Origin of the sequence: Corallococcus sp. CA047B, assembly GCF_003612065.1 — a bacterium.
Taxonomy (GTDB): domain Bacteria; phylum Myxococcota; class Myxococcia; order Myxococcales; family Myxococcaceae; genus Corallococcus; species Corallococcus praedator.
Map to the genome: position 1 here is coordinate 1 of NZ_RAWD01000173.1, position 20,298 is coordinate 20,298.

At 70.7% G+C, this 20,298-nt stretch carries 16 protein-coding genes; 12 read left to right on the forward strand and 4 right to left on the reverse strand.

The genetic code is table 11. The features are described 5' to 3' along the window. Positions 1-104: 104 nt before the first annotated feature. The gene (locus D7X74_RS24790) at positions 105-1,370 is read left to right on the forward strand and encodes a hypothetical protein (RefSeq protein ID WP_233602240.1); all 1,266 of its coding nucleotides are present in this window, start codon (positions 105-107) and stop codon (positions 1,368-1,370) included. An 88-nt stretch (positions 1,371-1,458) separates the two neighbouring features. On the opposite strand, the gene D7X74_RS24795 is transcribed toward D7X74_RS24790, so the two are convergent. Continuing rightward, positions 1,459-2,223, reverse strand: a complete 765-nt coding sequence (locus tag D7X74_RS24795; protein ID WP_120535474.1) for a DNA alkylation repair protein — start codon at positions 2,221-2,223, stop codon at positions 1,459-1,461. Positions 2,224-2,365: 142 nt separating this feature from the next. On the opposite strand from D7X74_RS24795, the gene D7X74_RS24800 reads away from it, so the two are divergent. The 8 genes from D7X74_RS24800 to D7X74_RS24835 all read left to right on the forward strand — a co-directional run bounded on the left by D7X74_RS24800 (position 2,366) and on the right by D7X74_RS24835 (position 12,350). Further along, positions 2,366-3,553 (forward strand): hypothetical protein, encoded by a 1,188-nt coding sequence (locus tag D7X74_RS24800; protein ID WP_120535475.1) that lies wholly within the window; start codon positions 2,366-2,368, stop codon positions 3,551-3,553. Between the two features lie 75 nt (positions 3,554-3,628). Beyond that, positions 3,629-4,699 carry a hypothetical protein gene (locus tag D7X74_RS24805; RefSeq protein ID WP_120535476.1) on the forward strand — a complete coding sequence of 357 codons (1,071 nt, stop codon included), beginning with the start codon at positions 3,629-3,631 and terminating at the stop codon, positions 4,697-4,699. A 36-nt stretch (positions 4,700-4,735) separates the two neighbouring features. Continuing rightward, complete coding sequence (locus D7X74_RS24810) at positions 4,736-6,040, forward strand: hypothetical protein (RefSeq protein ID WP_120535477.1); 1,305 nt, start codon at positions 4,736-4,738, stop codon at positions 6,038-6,040. Between the two features lie 21 nt (positions 6,041-6,061). After that, entirely contained in the window at positions 6,062-8,041 is a 1,980-nt protein-coding gene (locus D7X74_RS24815) for a hypothetical protein (protein WP_120535478.1), read from the forward strand. A gap of 77 nt (positions 8,042-8,118) precedes the next feature. After that, a complete protein-coding gene (locus D7X74_RS24820) occupies positions 8,119-9,219 on the forward strand; it encodes a hypothetical protein (protein WP_120535479.1) in 1,101 nt (366 codons plus the stop codon). Positions 9,220-9,235: 16 nt separating this feature from the next. Beyond that, positions 9,236-10,216: a DUF4438 domain-containing protein gene (locus tag D7X74_RS24825; RefSeq protein ID WP_120535480.1), complete on the forward strand. Its 981-nt coding sequence runs from the start codon at positions 9,236-9,238 to the stop codon at positions 10,214-10,216. Between the two features lie 85 nt (positions 10,217-10,301). Next, the gene (locus D7X74_RS24830) at positions 10,302-11,357 is read left to right on the forward strand and encodes an NAD(P)-dependent alcohol dehydrogenase (RefSeq protein WP_120535481.1); all 1,056 of its coding nucleotides are present in this window, start codon (positions 10,302-10,304) and stop codon (positions 11,355-11,357) included. 66 nt (positions 11,358-11,423) lie between these two features. Continuing rightward, a complete protein-coding gene (locus D7X74_RS24835; RefSeq protein WP_120535482.1) occupies positions 11,424-12,350 on the forward strand; it encodes a LysR family transcriptional regulator in 927 nt (308 codons plus the stop codon). Positions 12,351-12,426: 76 nt separating this feature from the next. Here D7X74_RS24835 and D7X74_RS24840 read toward each other — a convergent pair whose 3' ends face one another. From D7X74_RS24840 to D7X74_RS24850, 3 genes are all read right to left on the reverse strand, one after another. Then, the gene (locus D7X74_RS24840; RefSeq protein ID WP_120535483.1) at positions 12,427-12,828 is read right to left on the reverse strand and encodes a LuxR C-terminal-related transcriptional regulator; all 402 of its coding nucleotides are present in this window, start codon (positions 12,826-12,828) and stop codon (positions 12,427-12,429) included. 6 nt (positions 12,829-12,834) lie between these two features. After that, positions 12,835-13,647 (reverse strand): hypothetical protein, encoded by an 813-nt coding sequence (locus D7X74_RS24845; RefSeq protein WP_120535488.1) that lies wholly within the window; start codon positions 13,645-13,647, stop codon positions 12,835-12,837. A gap of 747 nt (positions 13,648-14,394) precedes the next feature. Beyond that, a complete protein-coding gene (locus tag D7X74_RS24850) occupies positions 14,395-16,086 on the reverse strand; it encodes a hypothetical protein (protein ID WP_233602239.1) in 1,692 nt (563 codons plus the stop codon). A gap of 595 nt (positions 16,087-16,681) precedes the next feature. On the opposite strand from D7X74_RS24850, the gene D7X74_RS24855 reads away from it, so the two are divergent. The 3 genes from D7X74_RS24855 (at position 16,682) to D7X74_RS24865 (ending at position 20,296) form a co-directional block, all read left to right on the forward strand. Further along, a complete protein-coding gene (locus D7X74_RS24855) occupies positions 16,682-18,973 on the forward strand; it encodes a patatin-like phospholipase family protein (protein WP_120535485.1) in 2,292 nt (763 codons plus the stop codon). 137 nt (positions 18,974-19,110) lie between these two features. After that, positions 19,111-19,593 carry a DUF6232 family protein gene (locus D7X74_RS24860; RefSeq protein WP_120583967.1) on the forward strand — a complete coding sequence of 161 codons (483 nt, stop codon included), beginning with the start codon at positions 19,111-19,113 and terminating at the stop codon, positions 19,591-19,593. 103 nt (positions 19,594-19,696) lie between these two features. After that, positions 19,697-20,296 carry a TetR/AcrR family transcriptional regulator gene (locus D7X74_RS24865; protein WP_120535487.1) on the forward strand — a complete coding sequence of 200 codons (600 nt, stop codon included), beginning with the start codon at positions 19,697-19,699 and terminating at the stop codon, positions 20,294-20,296. The last annotated feature ends 2 nt before the right edge of the window (positions 20,297-20,298 follow it).

Here is a 20,298-nt window from a genome sequence, read left to right on the forward strand (position 1 = left end):
CCGGCGGACCGGGTGGGAGGGGCGGCGCGGCGGGGGCGCAGGGTAAAGTTCCGGACATGCGGACCGTCCCCATGATGCGTCGGAAGTGTTGGTCGTTGCTTGCCGTGAGTCTGCTCGCGTTGGCGGGCTGCTCGGATTCGAGCGAGCCGGGAGAAGAACCCGGACCGGGCACGGACGGCCCCGGGGTGATTCCCGGTGAGGGCTCCGAGTGCCTGGGCGCGAAGTTCCTGACCTCGCTGGGCAAGGACAAGCTGCTCGTGGGCGCGCAGATGGAGGACGACACGGCGAAGAGCGCGCCCTTCGACGTGCGCTACCTGTACATCGCGGCGGGCCTGTTCGACTCGAAGGACGCGTGCAACTCGTGCGCGTCCGGGTGCACGTCGAACGGGGCGTCGTGCTCCAACAGTGGTGAAGGCTGTGGGTGGTGGGGCTGCTGGCAGTACGACCAGGAGCCGCCCGGTGCCTACGTGCGCGACTTCATCAAGTCCGCCAAGGACCAGGGCCAGATTCCGTTCATCACCTACTACGAGGAGTTCCAGGCGAGCGGCTACACCGAGGGCAAGCAGCAACTGGCGGCGCTGAACGACGCGAAGTTCCTGGAGCGCTACCTCGCGGACTGGCGCTTCCTGCTGAAGCAGGTGGGCCAGGAGAAGGCGATGCTCCAGATTGAGCCGGACATGTGGGCCTACCTCCAGTTCTTCCCGGCGGACGGCAAGCCGCAGTCCACGCCGGTGGCGCTGAAGGCCGCGAACCCGACGGACTGTGGCGGGCAGGAGAACAACGCCGCGGGCCTGGGCAAGTGCATGATCGCCATGGCGCGCAAGTACGCGCCCAACGCGAAGGTGGGTCTGCACGCGAGCGCATGGGCGACGAAGACGGACGTGTCCGCGAACACGGATGCGTCGTTCAACGTGGCGGCGGAGGCGAACAAGGTCGCCGACTTCCTGTTGCAGGTGGGCGCGGCGGACACCGACTTCGTCACGGTGGAGGCGTCCGACCGCGACTCGGGTTGGTACGAGAAGACGCAGGGCAAGTCCGGGTGGTGGGATCCGGAGAACCACACGCTGCCGCACTTCCACCAGGCGTTCACCTGGGCGAACGCCGTCACCCTGCGCCTGAACAAGCCGCACCTGTGGTGGCAGCTCCCGCTGGGCAACATGGGCCTGCCCAACACCGACAAGCAGTGGCGCGACAACCGCGTGGACTACTTCCTCACGCACCCCGCGGAGGTGGCCAAGGCGGGTGGCGTGGGCTTCCTCTTCGGCGCCGGCAACTACGAGCAGACCACGCCGGAGACGGACGGCGGCAACTTCGTCAAGCGCGTGAAGGCGTACAAGCAGGCCGGTGGTCAGGCCGCGTGCGTGCCCTGAGCAGGTGAATTGATTGCGTGTCCCGGTGCTTCTTCGGAGGCACCGGGCACGGAGGGTGCGCGGCACGGCCCTCACCGGCTCCTCGAAACTACGCGCGGGGCCGCGTGCGCGCGGGGACCGTGCGCTTCGGTTTCGCGGACTTCTTGGCAGCCGCCTTCGGCTTCGACTGCCGGGTGACGGTGCCCGGAGACTTCCGCGCCTGGATCTTCTGGATGTACTGCGCGGCGTCCGGCGTCTCACAGGCCGTGTCGCCCTGGTCCACCTCCACCTTGCCCAGCCGCTTCGCCGTCGCGAGCGCCGCCGTCTGGAGCGCGCCGCCCTGCGCGCCCAGGGCGATGAGCGCGCTGTTCATCGCTTCGCGGACCCGGTTCTTCGCCGTCGGCAGCTCCTGCTCGATGCGCTTCAACCAGGGCGTCAGGTCCTCTTGCGCGAGCACCGTCGTCTTCACGAGCAGGGAGGCAAGCAACTGCCAGCCCGCGCGCCCCACCCACTCCGAGGAGGAACGTGTCCACGCCAGCGCCTTCACCGCATGCGGTGAGCGCAGCACCACGTTCGTCACGAAGACGTCCGTCAGCGTGTGCCAGTCCAGCGACTTCGCCCACGCGCCCAGCTCCGTCCAGGACAGCGCGGGAGCGTCCGTGACCATCGTCGCCAGCAGCCGCGCTTCGGTATGCCCCGACGCCCACAGCGCCCGGGCAAGCGCCGCATCCGTGCCGATGCGCTTCTTCAGCACTCCCAGCGGACCGAAGTTCACGCCGGACAAGGGCTCGGGAGCCCCGTGTCGGAGGTACGTCTTGCGCGTCTGCGGCGAACCCAGCCGCTCCAGCTCCCGCATCGTCTCTTCAAGGGTCATGGCGGGCGCAGTCTGTCACGGAGTCGCCGCCAGGGCAGGTCCCGCGCGGTAGCTCAAACGAGTGACTGCCACACGCCTTCCCCGCTTTCTAACTTGGCGCTCTTGAAGGGCTGATGTCGCGCCATGCGAGGGGGAGAAACCGATGACCAGCACCGGCTTCATGTCCGAGGAGTCCCTTGATGCCATGGACGCCTGGGAGGGAGCGGATGCCCTCCAGGAGCTCGAGGAACTCGCGGATGCCTTCAGCGAGTTCGAGGGCTTCGAGGCGGACGGCTTCGAGGGTGACAGCTACGAGATGGAGGGCTTCGAGGACGACGGCTTCGAGGAACTGTTCGCCGCCGCCGAGGAGGAGGACGCCTTCCTGGACGAGGACGGCTTCGAGGGCTTCGAACAGGACCCGGCCACCGGCCTGTTCACGCCGTCCACCGCGCAACGACTGGTCTCCGGCCCCGCCGCCGTCGTGCTCGCCCGGACCCTCAACCCGTTCGTCCTGGAGTCCATGGACGCCGACGACTCCGAGGCCTTCCTCCGCCGCATCGCCCGGCGCGCCCGGGCCGCCGCGCGCGGTGTCGCGCGGGGCGTGCGGCAGGTGGGCCGCATTGGTGGGGCCGCGCTGCGCCGCGCCGCGCCCCTGCTCAGCCGCGCGCTGCCGTTGATTCAACGCGTGGCGGGCGTCGCGGGCCCGTGGGGTCGCGTCGTCGCCGCGGGGATTGGCGCCGCCCGGGGGCTGATGCGCGGCCAGGGGCTCAGAGGCGCGCTCGCGGGGGCCGTGGGTGGCCTCATTCCGGGCGTGGGCGGGCGGATCGCATCCTCCATCCTGCGCGGGGACGGCGCGGACGATGACGCTTCGCTGGACGCGCTCGCGGACATGGCGGACGCGCGGCAGGTGCCCGCCGCCGTGGCCCTCCCGCTGGGCGCGGGCCTCGCGGCGCGCATGGTGAGCCGGCAGGCGGTGCCCACGGTCGCCGCGCTCGGAGCCGCCGCCCAGGGCGCCGTGCGCTCCCGCACGCGCGGCCTGGAGCAGTACCTGATGCGCGTGGCGCGGCAGGTGCCGGGCGGCCCCGGACGCCGGCTGCGGATCCTCCGCGCCATCGCCCAGGTGTGTGCGAGGAACCTGCGTCAGCGGGGGCCGGGCGGCGCCATCGCGGCGATGCCTCGGGTGGTGCGCGGCGCGAGCCAGCGGGTCGTCACGCGCGCGCTCCAGGCGCCCCGGCTCGGGGTCGTCCCGCCGCGCGTGGCGGCGCGCCGGGTCCAGGCACGGCAGCAGGTGATGCGCCGCATTCCCGTCTCCGCCGTCAGCGCCGCGAGCGTCCGTCAGGCGCGCGCCTAGTCGCCGCCGTTCCATCCCTTCAACACACTTTCAGGACCAGCCAACACAAGCCAGGTCACGCAAGGAGGAGTAGCCATGCAACAGCCGCAGCCTTTCGAGGAGGAGTTTTCCGGCCAGGATGAGATGTCCGACCTGATGGCCGAGGGCGAAGAGGGCTTCGAAGGCGAAGGCTTCGAAGCCGAGGGCATGGAGGGCGAAGGCTTCGAGTCCGAAGGCATGGAGGCCGAAGGCTTCGAGGGCGAGGGCATGGAGGAGGAGGGCTTCGAGGGCGAGGGCATGGAGGCCGAGGGCTTCGAGGGCGAGGGCATGGAGGCCGAGGGCTTCGAGATGGAGGGCATGGAGGGCGAGGGCTTCGAGGGCGAGGGCTTCGAGTCCGAAGGGGCCGACGCGCTCGCGGACGCCTTCGCCGAGGCCATGGACGCCCAGGACGAGGAGGAGTTCCTGCGGCGCCTGAGGGCCGGCGCCCGCCGGCTGATGCAGGTCGCCGGGCCCACGGTCCGGCGCATCGGGCGGCGCACCATGCCCATCGCCATGCGGCTGTTGCGGCAGGCGGCGCCGCGCGTGGGCGGCATCGTGGGCCAGGAGATTGGCCGCTCCGTGGGCGGGCTGCTGCGCGCGGACGCCATGGACGCCTTCGCGGATGCCGCGGCGGACTACGCCAGCGACGAGGACATGGAGGCCTTCACGCGGGTGCTGGGGGGGCTGGCGGCGCGCCACGTGGTGCGCTCGACGATTCCTCCCGCGCGCCGCCGTCAGCAGCCCCAGCAGGCGCGGGCCCTGGGCCGGGCCGTGGGCCAGATGACGTCGAACATCGCCCAGCGCGTCGCCCAGCGCTACGGGCCGCGCGCGCTGCCGGCGGTGACGCGCATCGTGCGCCAGGTGACGCGCCTGGTGCGCCAGCAGGGCGCGAGCCCCCAGGCGGTGCCGCGGATGATCCGCCGCATCGGCACGCGGGTGGTCGCCAGTCCCCAGGCGGTGCGCCGGCTGGCGCGAGCCAATCCCGCCGCGCGGCAGCTCCGGGCGAGCGCGGGGATCCGCCGGCCCACCCAACGCAACCGGATGGACACCATGATGGCCGGCAGGCCCGGCATGCGCCGCCTGCGCACCGTCGTGCTCAGGGGGCCGGTGCGCGTCGTCGTGCGGTGAGTGGTGCCACGGCAGGGGGCGGGGGGAGACAGGCACATGGCGGACGCGCTTCAGCAGTTCCTGCGGGCCAAGGTCCAGAGCATCACGTTCCGCGCCGGGAGGCTTTCACGCCTCACGCCGCAGGACGTGGGGATCCGGCCACGGGACGTCCCCTACGCTCCCTCCGCCGCGCACTTCGCCGCGGCCAACGCGCGGTTGGGGGAGATCGACCGGGGCGTGCGCAAGGCGGTCGCGCGCCTGAATGGCCGGCTCCATGGCGCCCCGCTCCAAGCGCACGAGGTGCTGGAGCGCAACGCCCTGGTGGAGCGGGAGATCGACCGCGCCCGCCGCGCCTACGGCCTCTTCTTCGACGTCTTCAGCCAGCGGGGCACGCGGTTCGCGCCGGCGTTGGCGGCCTGCGACGTCATCGCGGTGGACTGCTTCCAGGCCGTCCGGCGCGCCTCGCCAGGACTGTTGTCCAGCCCGATGCTCAAGCCCATCACCTACCTGGAGCACAGCTTCTCCCCGGCCACCTTCCGGCGGGGCGTGCTGCTCAGGAGGCTTTTGGGGGAGCGCAACCCCTTCCCGCTCATCCGCGTGCCGTACGAGCGCGTGGAGGCGCCCTGGGGCATGGGCGTCATCCTCCACGAAATCGGTCACAACCTGCAGGCGGACCTGGGCATCTGGCAGGAGACGCAGGCGGCCCTCCAGCGCCGGGTGCTGGGCGTGACGGGCAACCCGTGGCTCACGCGCCTGTGGGGCCGCTGGCACAAGGAGATCTTCGCGGACCTGATCGCGTGCCTCCTGGGCGGGCCCGCGTCGGTCCATTCCATGAAGGACTTCCTCGCGTACCCGCCGTCGCGCGTGCTGACGTTCCATCCGCTCAGCGCGCACCCCACGCCGTACCTGCGGGTGCTCATCCAGGCGGAGATGCTCCGGCGGATGGACTTCCCCCGCCAGGCGCGGGACGTGCGCGACAACTGGTACCGGCTGTACCGCGCGCGGCTTCCGGGCGCGCGCATTCCGGACGTGCTCCTGCGCACCGCGGCCCGCGTCATCCCCCACGTGGTGGATGAAATCGCGTACCAGCCGCGGCGGGGGCTCGCGCAGCGCGCGCTGGCGGACGTGGTGCCGTTCTGGCCGTCGGATCAGGAGCGCATCCTGCGGGCCGCCGAGTCCCTGGCGCGGGGACAACTGCCCTCGGGACTGCCGCCCCGCTACGTGGTGAGCGCCAGCCGTGAGGCGCTCGAACGAAGGCTGGCCCCGCCCGAGCAGATCTCAAGGACGGTGCTCAATCATCTGGTGAGGCTTGGCACGCGGGATGCGCGGATGCCAGGCGTGAGCGTCACCCTGGCCGCATGACAGGACCTCAAGGGAGGGACGATGTACGAGAACACGAAGGGGCGGAGCACCGCGGCGTCCATGGAGATGACGTCCACCGCGAAGACGAAGTTCGACGAGTTCCTGCGCCGGCAGCTCGGCGTCACGGACGCGCGCGACCCCAAGTCGGTGGTGAACGCGCTTCGCAAGCTCTACCCGACGACGGCCGCGCGGCTGGATGACGAAAGCCGGGGTCAGCCCATCCGCGTCCAGGCCACGCCCGAACCCTCCGCCGGGGTGATGGTCAGCACCGGGGACTCGCCCGGCATGCGCAGATTCCGGCAGCAGCGCCAGGCGCTGCAGGACGACCTGAGGTTCGCGGTGGAGCTGGCGTCCAACCGCGACTTCAGGGAGCCGGTGGACGGCTGGCGCGACTCCATCCTCGCGGAGATGGATGAAGGCGAGGCCGCGTCGTACCGGGCGGTGGATCCGGTGGCGCGCGACCGGACCTTCTACACCGTGCGCAAGCTGGGCGACTGCGCCCGCGTGGCGCGCATGGTGGGGATGATCAACCCCACGGTGAGCCCGGAGTTCGGCCGGCTGGCGTCCACGCTGGACGAGGGCTCCATGCTCTTGCGCATCCTCGCGGGGGAGTCCCTCTTCCGGGCGGGCTTCGACAAGGGCGGCACCGTGTTCCAGGTGGCGCTCCAGGACCTGCGCCAGCGCCGCGAAGCGCTCATCAACGCGCTGGAGCAGCTCACCGCCACCAGCATCCAGGAGGGCGGCGACGACTGGGGGGATGGCCAGGCCTCCTACGGCAAGCTGCTGGAGCGGCTGCGCACGCAGGGCCAGTCCGACCTGCGCTCCATCGTCCGGCCAGACGCGATGTCGCGGCTGTTGGATGTCCTCTTGAACCACGCGCCCCGGGCGCAGACGGAGGACATGCGGGGCATCGCGTCCGCGGTGCCCATGGAGCTGCTCCAGTTGCGGCGGCTGCGTGACGTGGCGGGGAGCCTGTTGGACGCGTCCGGCTTCAGCAACGCCTCCTACCTGGATCCCACCCGGGGACAGGGCGCGTCCGCGCCGCTGGCGGCCTTCACCGAAGCGCTCACGCTCTTCATCAACGCCTTCGACCAGCCCAACGCCGGGGCGCGGCTGCTCAACATGGTCCTCCCCGCCCCCCTGGCCTTCCAGGAGCGGGCCGACAAGGAGCAGGAGCTGCACGACAAGTTCCGCGAGCGGGCGGTCGTCCAGGAGCAGGTGGACGAGCTGCTGATGGACCCGACGACCGCGGACGAGTTCTGGAAGGAGCTGGCCCGGTTGGATCGCAAGCTGTACCACATCGACCGGATCATCGACCTGTACCTGCTGGACTACGACGAGGCCACCATCCCGGGCGGCGGCAACCGCGTCGTCTTCCACTCGGAGATGCTGGAGCAGCTGGACGACAACGTGGATGTCTTCGTCCTGGACGCGGCGTTCCTCAAGGAGCAGTGCGGCCTGGAAGAGGACACGCTGGCCTTGGCGAACACGCTGACCCAGGGCGCCGAGGACCGGGTGGAGGACATCGAGGAGGACCGGAACCACAAGTTCAGCGTCCCCGCCGGCTCGCACTGCAACGTGGGCGAGCAGTACCAGGTGCCTCCGCCGATGCGCGTCTCGCTGGATCGGCTGGAGCGCCACTTCCCGGTGTACGGCGTGGACGGCCCCCAGCCGAACCCCACCCCGCCTCCTCCCAGGGCCCGGGAAGCGACGGACGAGGCGAGCGCGATGTCTTCCGAAGGGGCGAGCATGGAGGATGTCACCACGCTCATCCAACAGAACCGGGCGCAGATCCTCACGGAGCTGGACAAGCGGCTGGAGGCCCAGGGGCCGGAGCTGGCGCGGCAGTTGGAGCAGGCGTTCTCCGACCAGCTCAAGGCCGTGGAGCGACTGCTGGCCGGCAAGGAGCCGCGCGGCTCGGACGGCAAGCCCGCGGCGGTCAACGGCTACACCAAGACGGGCCACACCCGCCGTCACGTCCGTCACGCCCGGAAGCCCTGAATGCGGAACGCCCTGAACGTGCCCGCGAAGCCGGAACACATCCATCCTCTCTCCATGCTTGAACCAGGTGGCATGCCATGAGCATCGGTACGGCAGAAGCCCTGCAACGTCTCTTCGCGCAGTGGAAGCGCGAGGTTCTCTCCAACGTCTCCTCGGATGCGGAGCGCGCGGAGCTGCAGAAGCAGCTCGCGGCGCGTGAGGGAGAGCTGCTCGCCAGCGCCTCCGATGGCTCGACCGCGTCCCTCTTCTCGGACCTGATGGGCCTGGGCAAGGAAGGCTCCTCGTCCTTCGACTCGCTCAGCCGGCCGGTGCTCGTCCAGGACTTCGACGAGTCGGTCATCGAGACGCAGCTCCACGCGACCGCGGAGCTCTATTACATCTACCAGCACGACCGGATGAAGGTGTTCCAGGTCGCGGGCGCGCTCTTGCGGCTCTTCCACGACGGGCGCATGCGCATCCAGCGCGGCCCCGGCGCGCGGGCGCTGTACCTGCTGGAGAAGCACCAGCCGCTTCGCTACAAGCCGCGCGACCGGCAGCTCGCATACCGGCGCGCGTTCAACTACGGGACGCTGGCGGCGCCGCCGGGCGCGGTGATGTTCCGCAACTTCCACCGCGAGTTCGTCGCCTTCATTTCAGCCATCGCCCAGTACTTCCGCGACCTGCTGATTGGCGAGGTCATCCGCGGCTCGCAGCAACTGAATGAGCGGCCCTTCGCAAGCCAGGCCACCATCCAGCGGCTGGGCACGGACATGCGCTGGCAGATCGACCGCGCCACCTACGGCAACATCCTGGCCCTCACGGTGGAGGTGGGCGAATACCTCAAGACCATCCTGGACGCGCTGGAGACGCCCGACATCAAGAAGGCCTTCGACGCGAACACCAAGTGGGACGTCATCGAGGTCGTGTCGCAGCGCTACCTGGGCGGCGCGGCGGAAATCTCCCAGCGCTCGAAGATGGCGGACGCCGGACGGCTGCTGCTCAACTTCGTGGCGGACAATCCGTTCAAGACGCGCGACTTCCGAGACTTCCAGACGGAGGTCATGCCGCTGGGCCCGGTGGCCGAGGAGTGGATCGCCGCGTACCGGATGACGCCGGATGGCCGCTCCTTCCGCGGTGTGTCGCCCACCCTGCGCACGACGTTGGGCATCACCAGCCCCGCGCCGATGCAGATGCGCTGACGCCCTGGAGCCCGCCATGGACGTCCCCCTGCCCTTCGTGATGGAGCCGGCCACGCGGGCCGCCACCTCGCCGCGAACCAATGAGTCGCGGCTGGTGGCCGCGGCGGTGGCGGGACAGGTGTCCCATCCCATCGTGTACGCCTCGCCCTACCGCGTCGGCCGGGACGGGGTGCTGCGCCTGCTGCCCGGCAGCGGGGGCATCGTCCTCAACCGGCGCGTGGGGGACCCGGCGGTGGGGCTCGCGGCGGACCACATGGAGGCGGGGGTGTCGCTGCACAACAACGGGCGCGAGGTGGTGGGGCCTCGCGACGGGCCCAACCGGGCGCTGATGTTCTACGCGTGCGTGGGCAACCGGGCGCGCGTGACGAGCGGCCCCGCCGAGGGCGCCCAGGGCACGGTGGTGGGCAAGCACGGGGGCATCAACCACGTCATCGTGGACTTCCCGCCCCACGTGAAGCGGCGGATGCGCATTGGCGACCGGGTGCAGTTGGAGGGGTATGGGCAGGGGCTGGAGCTGCCGGACTTCCCGGGCGTGCGCGTGCAGAACCTGTCGCCCCGCCTGCTGCGGCGCTGGGGCGTGCGGACGGTGCGGGGGCGGCTGCTCATCCCCGTCACGCACACGGTGCCCGCGGAGCTGATGGGCTCGGGCATGGGGCGCTCGGAGGGCGTGCTCGGGGACCTGGACATCCAGCTGTCGGATGAGGGGCTGGTGCGGAGATTCCGGCTGGGCTCGCTGCGGCTGGGGGACCTGGTGGCGGTGTGTCCGCTGGACTACCGGTATGGCCCCAGCCGGCGCCCTGGCACCATCACCGTGGGCGTGGTGGTGCATTCAGACAGCAAGGTCGCGGGCCACGGTCCCGGGATGACGCCGCTGCTGATTGCTCCCGCGGCGTGCGTCCGGCTCGTGTGCCAGCCCCAGGCGAACCTGGCGCTCGTGTTGGGATTGCGCCGGCTCATGGGCGCGCCGGCGCGGGGCGCGAGGGCATACCGCTTCTAGGCAGGTCGCTTCGCGAAGTTTTCCTTCACGGCCCATGCGCATCTTGCCCGTTTCGGCGGTGATTGCGCGCGCGTAGCTTCGAGTCATGCGCAACGCCAAAGCCTACTCCGTCGCCACCCCGACCTCGCCCCTCACCCCGACCGCAATCCCTCGGCGCGAGCCGACTCCGCATGACGTCGAGATCGAAATCCTCTTCTGCGGCGTCTGCCACTCAGACCTCCATCAGGCCCGCAACGAGTGGAGCGACCTCCCGACCGCCTACCCATGCGTCCCTGGCCACGAGATCGTCGGCCGTGTCACGCGGCTTGGGACGGCGGTGGCGAAGCACAAGGTCGGTGACCTCGTTGGCGTCGGGTGCGTCGTCGACTCGGACGGCACCTGCCCGGAGTGCCAGGGCCACCACGAGCAGTTCTGCCCGAACGGCGTGTTCACGTACAACTCTCCCGACAAGCACACCGGCAAGGTGACCTACGGTGGCTACTCCGAGAGCATCGTGGTGAACGAGCGGTTCGCGCTGCGCGTGCCCGCCAACCTGGACCCCGCTGGCGTCGCCCCCCTCCTCTGCGCGGGCATCACCACCTGGTCGCCGCTGCGCCGCCAGGGCGTGACCCAGGGCAAGAAGGTCGGCGTGGTGGGCCTGGGAGGCCTCGGCCACATGGGCGTGAAGTTCGCCCGCGCGATGGGTGCGCACGTCGTGGTCTTCACGACGAGCCCCGCCAAGACCGAGGACGCGCTCCGCCTCGGAGCGCACGAGGTCGTCGTTTCTCGCGATGCGGCCCAGATGAAGAAGCACACTGGCAGCTTCGACATGATCCTCGACACCGTCTCCGCGGTGCACGATCTCACCGCCTACCTGAACCTGCTCCGGCGCGAGGGCAACCTCACGCTGGTCGGCGTGCCGGACAAGCCGCACGCGGTTCCGGCGCTCGCGCTCCACTTCGGGAACAAGAGCATCTCCGGCTCGATGATTGGCGGCATGCAAGCCACCCAGGAGATGCTCGACTTCTGCGGGCAGCACGGCATCACCGCGGACGTCGAGGTCATTCCGATCCAGAAGATCAACGAAGCCTACGAGCGGCTGCTGAAGGCGGACGTGAAGTACCGCTTCTCCATCGACATGGCCTCGCTGAGGGGGCAATAGGCAGGACCCTGCACGAGTCACGGCCACTGGCCGGCGCCCCGGGTATCCGGGTATGAGGCCTCGACGATGGCATTCACTCCGCTCAATGCCCTGAACGCCTTCCTGGCGGTAGCCCGGCGCCGCAGCTTCACGGCGGCCGCGAAGGAGCTGGGGATCTCGAATTCCGCGCTCAGCCAATCGGTCCGTCAGCTCGAGGCACGCCTCGGCATCGCGCTGCTCATCCGGACGTCGCGCAGCGTGGCCCTCACCGACGCGGGTCAACGGCTGCTGGAGCACACGGGGCCCGGCGTCCAGCAGGTGCTCGAGGCCCTCGAGACGGTGGCGGCGCAGCCCGGCGAGGTGACGGGCCGGGTGAGGCTCACGGTACCGTCGGTGGCGGTGCCGCTGGTCCTCGCTCACCTGTTACCACCCTTCGTCGAACGCCATCCGAGGGTCGAGGTCGATGTCATCGTCGAGAACCGATTCGTGAACCTGGTGGCGGAGGGGTACGACGCGGGCATCCGTCTCAGCGAAGCGATCGAACGCGACATGGTGCAGGTCCGCCTGACGGCGCCGGGGCGCTTCGTCGTCGCGGGCGCTCCCACCTACCTGGAGCGACGCGGAACGCCCAGAGAGCCCAAGGACCTCCTGGACCACGCCTGCATCGGCATCCGCTCGATGACCAGCGGAGCACGGTGGGCGTGGGAGCTGGAGCGCGGGAAGCGCTCGTTTCGCGTCCCGGTCCACGGACCGGTCACGACCAACGACGACAAGCTCATGCGGCTCCTCGCGGTCTCCGGAGTGGGGCTCATCTACACGTTCGAGCCGGAGATCGCGGACGAGTTGCGTCGAGGGAGCCTGCGCCTGGTGCTCGAGCCATACGCATCGGCCGTGCCGGGGTTCTTCCTGTACTTCCCCAGCCGGGCGCAGGTGTCTCCGTCCCTGCGCGCCTTCGTGAGCGTGGCGCGCGAGGTGATGGCGCAGGAGCTGGCCCCCAAGGCCCGCCGACGTTGACCCCCGGCTGCATGCCTTACGTGGACGAATAAGGCGAGCAGCGCCTCCGCCGGGCCTGGGTTGACGACACTCCTTCTCAGGGAAGCGGCGGCACGGAGGGCGCGCCGAAGCAGCGCGACACCACGGCCGCCCGCGTGTCCACGCCGAGCTTGGCGAAGATGCGCCGCAGGTGGGCCGCCACGGTCCACGTGCTGATGCCCAGCTTCGCGGCGATCTGCTTGTTGCCCTGGCCCTCGCTGATGCACGAGACGACCTGCAGCTCGCGCGCGGTGAGCAACTGCACGGCGGAGGCGGGCACGGCGGTGGGTCGAGGGTCGGACGCGAGTGCTGGCTCCGTCGCGGGCACCAGATGATAGCGCTGGCCTCCGATGATGAGCTCTCCGGTCATGGCCGGGTTTCGCGCGCCGGGAGTGGCCGCGGCACCGTGCTCGGGGATGACGAGCAGGACATGGCTCCCAGGTCGAAGTGGCGTCTCCATGGCGTGCTAGGGAGGATCCGCGAGTTCGGGAGAGGCCAGGAGGCGCCACAGCTCCGCGGCCTCGCGCACGCGCCCGGCGGTGCGCAGGTCCTCCGCGAGGAGCTCGCCCGCGCGTTCGCCCGAAGCGGGCTGCCCCGGCTTTTCGCGCGCGTGCGCCAGCAGCTTCGTGACGCCCCGGCGACCGAAGCGCAGCTCGGTGTGGAAGAGCAGGGCCAGCGCGCGCGCCGTCGAGAAGGGGCCTTCTGGGGAAGCCCCTTCGGCCGCGCCTGGCGCACAGGAGGCCAGCAGGGGGCGCAGCACCTGCGCGATGAGGGCTTCGAGCTGCGCCAGCTGCGCGCCGCGCTCCCGTCCGGCCTGGGCCAGCGCCGCCATCAACTTCGGGTCCTCGCCGAGCAGGGCCAGCGCCTCGCGTCCCTCGCAGGGAGGGGCACCTCGCGAACCCTGGAGGTGCAGGGAGGCGGGCTCCTCCAGCGTGACGTCGATGCCCAGCCGTCCGAGTCGCGCCTCGAACGCGTCGGGCTCACGCTGCTTCCAGTGGGCCAGCGCGGCGATGAGCGCGGGCCCCGACAGCGGCCAGGCGCCCCAGCGGAGTTCGACTCCGGAGGGGGAGTCCCAGGTCACCGCGTCGAACGGGTGTCCGAACCAGGCGAGGACGAACTCCATCGCTCGGGCCTGGGCCTCCGTCAGTCCAAGCCCGATGACCTCTTCGCGGGAGGGGGCGCACGGACCGCGTATCGCGACGGTGCCCCGGTGGATGAGCCGGCCGTTCTCGTGGCCCAGGACGACCCGTGCGTTCAAGGGAGGCAGCGTGGCCACCATGCCCTGGAGTTGGATCTCCTCGCGGGCCGCGCGGAGGGCGGAGGTGTGAGCCTCTTGCTGCTGCGATGCCGGGGTCCTGGGCGTCGGTTCGGAGAAGGGATCCGCTTCGGTCCGCGAGGATGGGGTCCGGGGTTTCTTCGGCTCGGAGAAGGGGTCGGCCCCAGACCGCGAGGACTGGGCCCGGGGCTTCATCGGCTCGGAGAACGGATCGGCCTCGGTCCGCGAGGACGGAGTCCTGGGCTTCTTCGGCTCGGAGAACGGATCGGCCTCGGTCCGCGAGGACGGAGTCCTGGGCTTCTTCGGCTCGTAAAAGGGGTCGGCCTCGGACCTTGATGGCGGGGTCCGGGGCTTCGGCTCGGAGAAGGGGTCTTCCTCTGACTGAGGAGGGGCGGCCGGGTTGCGCGGGCCGGGCTCCGGGGGCGCGAAGGGCGTCTCCTTTTCAAGGTCGGAGACCCAGCGATCCAGGAGGCTCATCACGCCCTGTGAGGCAATGGGAGCGCGCGTCCGCTTCCGTCCCGAGTCATGTTCCGCCACGGCAACCTCCACTGCAGTGTTTCCTGCCCAGGCACAGTAGGGCTCGCCCCTGCGCAGGGAAGTTCAACCGGGGGCCGGGAAAGGCACGCACGGTTGACTTCAGAATGGAGCGCGCGCGGGAGAGGGCCGGGATGACACTGCCGTCATCCCCCAGGGCCGTGAGCAGGCAAGCCCACTGGGCGACCCGCGTGTCTCGAACTGACGGAAGCCGGATCAGAACAGGCGCGAGTACGTCGACGGCGCGCCGGGACGCGGCGTCCACCGCTTCCCATCACGGGGCAGCCACAGGAGCTGGAAGGCCTCCGCACGCCCTTCGTAACGAATGGTGTGCTGGCCCTGGGACAGGGCGAACTCCGGAGTGGTGATGCGCGCGCCATCGATGAACAGCGCACCGGTGTCGAGCGCGCTCGCGGGATGGAGGAAGTACCGGTCCGCGCGCACCGCGAGGAACTGGCCGTCCAGCGTTCCGGAGTCCTTGGGCACGCGGTAGCGCTGGCCCCAGAGGAACACGTCTCCGTCGAACGGCTGGTAGTGCGCATCGAGGAAGCGGCGCAGCGCGGGAGGCAAGCCAGCGGTGCGCAGGTCGTCCACGCGAAGCACGCAGCCCCGTTCCACGAGCGCACGGGGCATGTCATGGGACAGCAGGTCCACGAGTGAGCCGCGCAAATACGCGTCCGTGTAGAAATAGAAGTGCGCGTGGGGCCGGCTCACGAAGCCACCCGAGTTGTCGTAGACGACATCCTCCGGCCCCGTGAGCGTAGCGATGCGCGCGAGCACCTCGCGCTGCCGTGCATTGCCGCCGCCGTCCAGCAGCGCTTCCACCTGCGCGGCCTGCACGACGAACAACCCACCGATTCCGATGAGGCCCACGGTGCGTCCGACCGGCGTGCGCAGCCGTGCGAGGACCGCGAGGACCCCGCGCGCAGCGAAAGGCGCGAGCACGCCGAGGAAGGGCAGCAGGCTGTAGGGGAACGGTGCGCGCTGGAGTGCGTAGGCACCAAACGTCGCGGGCACGGAGATGACAAGCAGCAGGTCGGACGTTCGCAGGCGTTCGCGCAGCGGCACGTTCGGGTCGCGCCGGAGCAGCCGCTGGACGGTGAGGGCACATCCAACGGCGGCGAGGAGGAAGAACGCAGGCTGTTTCCCCAGGGCCGGCACCAGGTGGTCGCGCCACGAGAAGCCCGGGTAGTGGCGCTGGTGTTCGGACGCCCAGACGAAGCACCACTGCCACCAGGCGCGCCAGGAGCCGGTCACCGTGAGGTACGCGGCCACGGCGGCCAGCACGGTGAGGACGCCGAGGAAGAAGGCGCGCGGCACGGCGATGAGCGCGAGCGTACGTCCCCGGCGCAGGACGAGGTCCGCGATGAGGACCGCGCCCACCAGCCCCCCGAAGAAGAGCGCTTTCTGGGAACCCCATCCGGAGGCGACGAGCAACGCGCCCGCCAGGAAGGACGTGGAGGCGGAGGCAGGCTGCGCGGCCAGCGCGGCCAGGGCACCCAGGAAGAGCGCGGCGGTGAGCGCATCCGGACGCACCTCCGTGGCGAAGTGCAGGAACGCGGGCGTGAGCAGGAGCAGCACCGGGGCCAGGAGCGCGGCGGTGCGTCCCTCGCGGCGGTTGAGGAGGAACACCGACACGCAGGCCCCCGCGAGCGGCACGAGCATCGCGGCGCGCAGGACGAGCACCTGACGCGGATCATCCCCGAGCAGCACGAACAGCGGCGCCAGCAGCTGGTACACGAGGGGAAAGTGCACCTCGAAGAAGTCGCGGTACGGCACCTGGCCGTGAGCCATGAGCCACGCGGCATGCGCGTACTGGAACTCGTCGATGCTGAATGCCTTGTGCAGCGCGAGGCGTGAGGCCTGGAGCAAGAGCGCGACCAGGAGGACGCCCAGGCCCCATCGCACGTACCGGGACTCCTTCATCGGCGCCGACATACCGCGAAAGGCCGTCGGACTTCAGCGCCCGGAAGCCCGTCCCCCGACACGGCTCTCCCGCTGGGGGCGCATGGCGTGAACCTGTCCGACAGTCGGACAGGTTCTGGCGAACAGCCTCCGGCGGGGCGTCCTCATGGACCGGGAGCCCCCCAAACGAGGCGAGCTTGCATTGACCTCATGACCTGTTTACCATTTTGGTCACTGGGTTCGATCCTCGCACCGTCCTCCTCGACCAGGGCTCCGTGAAGCCGTGGTGGGACCGACCAGGCATTTCCATGCCTGGGACTGACCAGGAAACCATTTCAGTCACCCAGCGAGGGAAATCCCGTGAAGCGCCCGGCCCCACATCGAGGAGCGAAGTGATGAAGGGGCCCATCAAGTTGAGGGCGGAGGCAGGGTGTGGAAGCGGCGCCAGCGTGACCGTCCCGGGTGCCCCGGAAGCCCGGTCGAGCGTGCCGCGGGCTGGGAACAGTCTGGCCTCGGACACCGACGTGACGCGCAGGGCCTCCATGCCCGAAGTGACGCTCGGAGCCGTGGCAGGAGTCAGCTTGTGAAACGACCCGGCATGAATGGAAGACAGGCGCTGCACAGCGGCCTGGGACGCGGCGCCACCTTCGCGGCGCTCCTGCTCATCGCGGGCGTGGCAAGGGCTGACGCCCCCGAGGCACCCATGATCCAGCCCGGTCTTCGTGCGAGCGCGTACTCGCTCACTGTCAGCGGCGGGGTGGCGCTGGGCGCCTACGAGGCGGGCTTCCTCGCGTACGCCGCCACCACGTCCCGCGCGGCCGGTGTGGAGCGAATGCGGCTGCTGACGGGGGCCTCGGCCGGCAGTCTCAACGTGCTGCTGACGGTCCTCGCGGCGTGTGGCGAGGAGGCGCCCGGACCCACCCGGTCCCTCTTCTGGGAGACGTGGATCCCCGTGGGCTATGGCCAGCTCTTCGTTCCCGAGGACGTGACGCCCCTGGGCGCCCTCTCCCGGACATGGCTGGAGGCCCAGGCGCTGCGCATCGAGGCCTCCTGGAACCGGGGGCTGTCGCCCGCGTGCGACGTGGTGCTGGGCGTGTCGGCCACGCGCGTGGAGCCGCGTCTCGTGTACGTGGCGGGTGGGCGCCTGGCGCTGCCGCGCATGGAGGAGAAGTTCGCCCTGCGCATCCAGGGGCGCGGCCCTGGCCGGCTGCCGCGCGTGACGAACTACACCGTCTCCGGCAGCACGCGGCGTGAGCCGATGCTCGTCACCGACGCGCAAGGCGAGGTGGCGTTCGCCCAGGTGCGCGACCTCGTCCTCGCGTCGATGTCCTTCCCGGTGGCCTTCCCACCCAAGGCGCTCGCCACCTGCGCGGCGGGCGCGACGGCCCGCCCTGGCGTGTGCCTGTCCACCGAAGCACACGTGGCCGACTACGTGGATGGCGGCATCTTCGACAACACGCCGCTGCGACTCGCCGTGGGTCTCGCGCGCGACGGGCTCAAACCCTCGAAGGAGGGCGGAGCCCCGCGCTGGCGCGACGCCCCCGAGCCCGACGGCCAACGCTCCCCCACCGATGTCTTCTTCACCTTCTTGGATCCGGACGCCACCGAGTACCCGGCCGCGCCCCGCCAACGGGAGGAGCGTACGGAGCCACAACTGCTGACGATGCTCGGCGGCGTGGTGTCGGCCTTCATCGACACGGCGCGCTCCAAGGAGCTCGCGCTGCTCCTTGAAGAGGAGCCGGAGATCGCCGAGCGCCTCGCCCTGCCGCGCCGGCACTTCCCGGCCGCGAGCGCCCCGCTGGCGGCCTTCTTCGGCTTCTTCGAGACGGCCTTTCGCAGCTTCGACTTCTACCTGGGCATGTACGACGCGCGGGCCATGGACCAGGAAGCGGCCACCGCGGGACTCGGGCGCTTCGAGCCTCCCGAGGCAGAGGGGGCGGACTGGACGCCCTTGCATTGCATGCGCGCGGTGTACGACGGGCTGCCGGGGGCCGAAGCAGCCTGCGCCGGCGAGGCGCTGACCGACTTCCGCGTGCTGCTGCAGGTGTCGCTCGATCAGTTGTACGTCGTGTGCCGCGACGCGGGGGCCGCTTCGGGCCCGCGCGGCTGGCGCAACCCCCACTGCGAGCGTGCAGCGTCAGGTGAGGCGCCGCCACGGGTGCCGGGACTCTCACCGAAGCAGTGGCCGGACTGGCGGCGGGGCGCGCAGGAGACGGAGCTCGCGCAGACCCTGCGGCTGCTGGGTGCCTATGGCTTCCACTTCCGCGACCTCGGGGCCCCTCCGGGGCGTGACGACATCGCGCTGCTGCACATCCGACAGGCCCTCGGGCACGCCGTGCAGAAGCTCGCCGACGCGCAACCGGGTGACGGCGCAAGGGCCGTCGAGTTCGTCGGAAAGCTCGTCGCGGACAGCGTGGCGTACGAGCCCCCGCGCACCTCGGTCCACCTGGTGATGGGGCCCGCCCTCACCGAGCTGGGCGTGAGTCTGGGCACCCGCGCACCCGCGATGCCCCAGGGGCTGCGGCTCTCGGGCGCGCTGGGCCTGCGCGGACTTCAGCGGGTGTTCTCGTCGGCTGGAGGGGAGCCCTTCGCGCTGGCCGCGGTCGTAGGCCCCGAGTTCCGACCGGCCGCGCTGCAGGCGTCGCTCGCCCAGGGGCGCCTCGCGCTGCGCGGGGGCTGGCAGTTCAGCACGCGGAAGCCTTCGGCCGGTGAGGACTGCCACTCCGCGGGGGTGAGTGCGTGCTCGCGCCCCGTGGTGCAGGGCCTCCTCGGAGCGGCGTTCCTCGAACGCCTCCGCGTGCAGGTGGTGGGCGAGTGGTATCCGCCCTGGGACGGGCACCGGGGGCTGTGGTCCATCGCGCCGGGACTCGGCATCGAGCTCAGCCCATGACGCTTCGAAGCAAGGACCGCGGCAGGTGGAGCCTGGGCGTGAAGGGGCCGCGCTGGGCCGGAGCAGACACTCGCGGGAAACCCGGTGACGACATGCCAGACGCTCCGCATCCCGACGTGGCCTCCGGGGAAACGACCGTGCCCTCAACGGACGAGACGCCGACGGTGGACAAGGTGCTCTTCGACTCCGGCGGCGTGCGGGTGACGACGCGAAGCGTGGTGATGCACGGCCGGACGTGGAGCCTGGAACATGTCCGCGGCGTCACCGTGCTGTTCCGTCCGCCCACGAACCGCTTGCCGCGCGCGCTGGCCGTGCTCGCGGGAATGCTGCTCCTGGTGGATGGGCTCAAGCAGGGCCCGCTGGCTGCGTTCGTCCGCGATGGCAGCCCGGGAGGCCTGGCGCTCGGCGCGGCGGCGCTCCTGGGCTACGCGGCCCTGTCCTGGCGGGTCCTGCACTCCGAACGCGCCTACATCTGGCTGCACACCCGGTTCAGCTCGCGGATGGTGTACCGGGGACGTGCCTCGACGACGGCACGCGCCCTGGCCCACGCACTGCGCGAAGCCTTCCAGCAACGGGGCACGGGAGATGCCCCCGAGGACGCGGCGTCGGGGCCGGCCTGAGCGCGGGGTTCCCCCTCCCCGCCTGCCTGGCTGCCGCCCGCACGGGGCCTGGATGGGACGCCGGACTTGCGCTGACCCGGTGACCGGATTATAAATCCAGTCAATGAGTCCGGACCCTCGCACCGCCATCCTCAACGCCGCTGGCGAAATCTTCGCCCGGTTCGGCTTCAAGAAGGCCTCGGTCGAAGACATCGCGCGTCGCGCGGGGGTCGGCAAGGGCAGCATCTACCTGCACTTCGAGAACAAGGAAGCGCTGTTCGAGGCCGTCGTCCGGAAGTCGCATGAGCAGAGCCTCTCCGAGCTCAAGGCGAGCGTCCGCCGCGCCGCGACGCCCGAGGCCCAGGTCCGCGCCTTCATCCGCTGCAAGATGGAGCAGCACTCCCGGGCGCCCGTCGGGCAGCGCATCGAGATGAGCACCCTGTTCGAGCTGGGCACACAGGTCACGCACCTGATGCCCCAGATGCTGGAGATGGACGCGGCGGTCCTCGCGCACGTCCTCGATGAAGGGGTGGCCCAGGGGGTGTTCGCCGTGGCCTCGTCCCAGCAGGTGGCCCGGGGCTTCGTGGAACTTCTCATGCTGCTCGCGCCCAGGATGATGACGCAGGAGCCGGATGCCCGGGTGACGGAGGCGCTGGACGCCTCCTTCGAGGTCTTCATCCGAGGCCTTGTGGCCCCACCCGTTCCCCCACGCCCCACGAGCTGAAT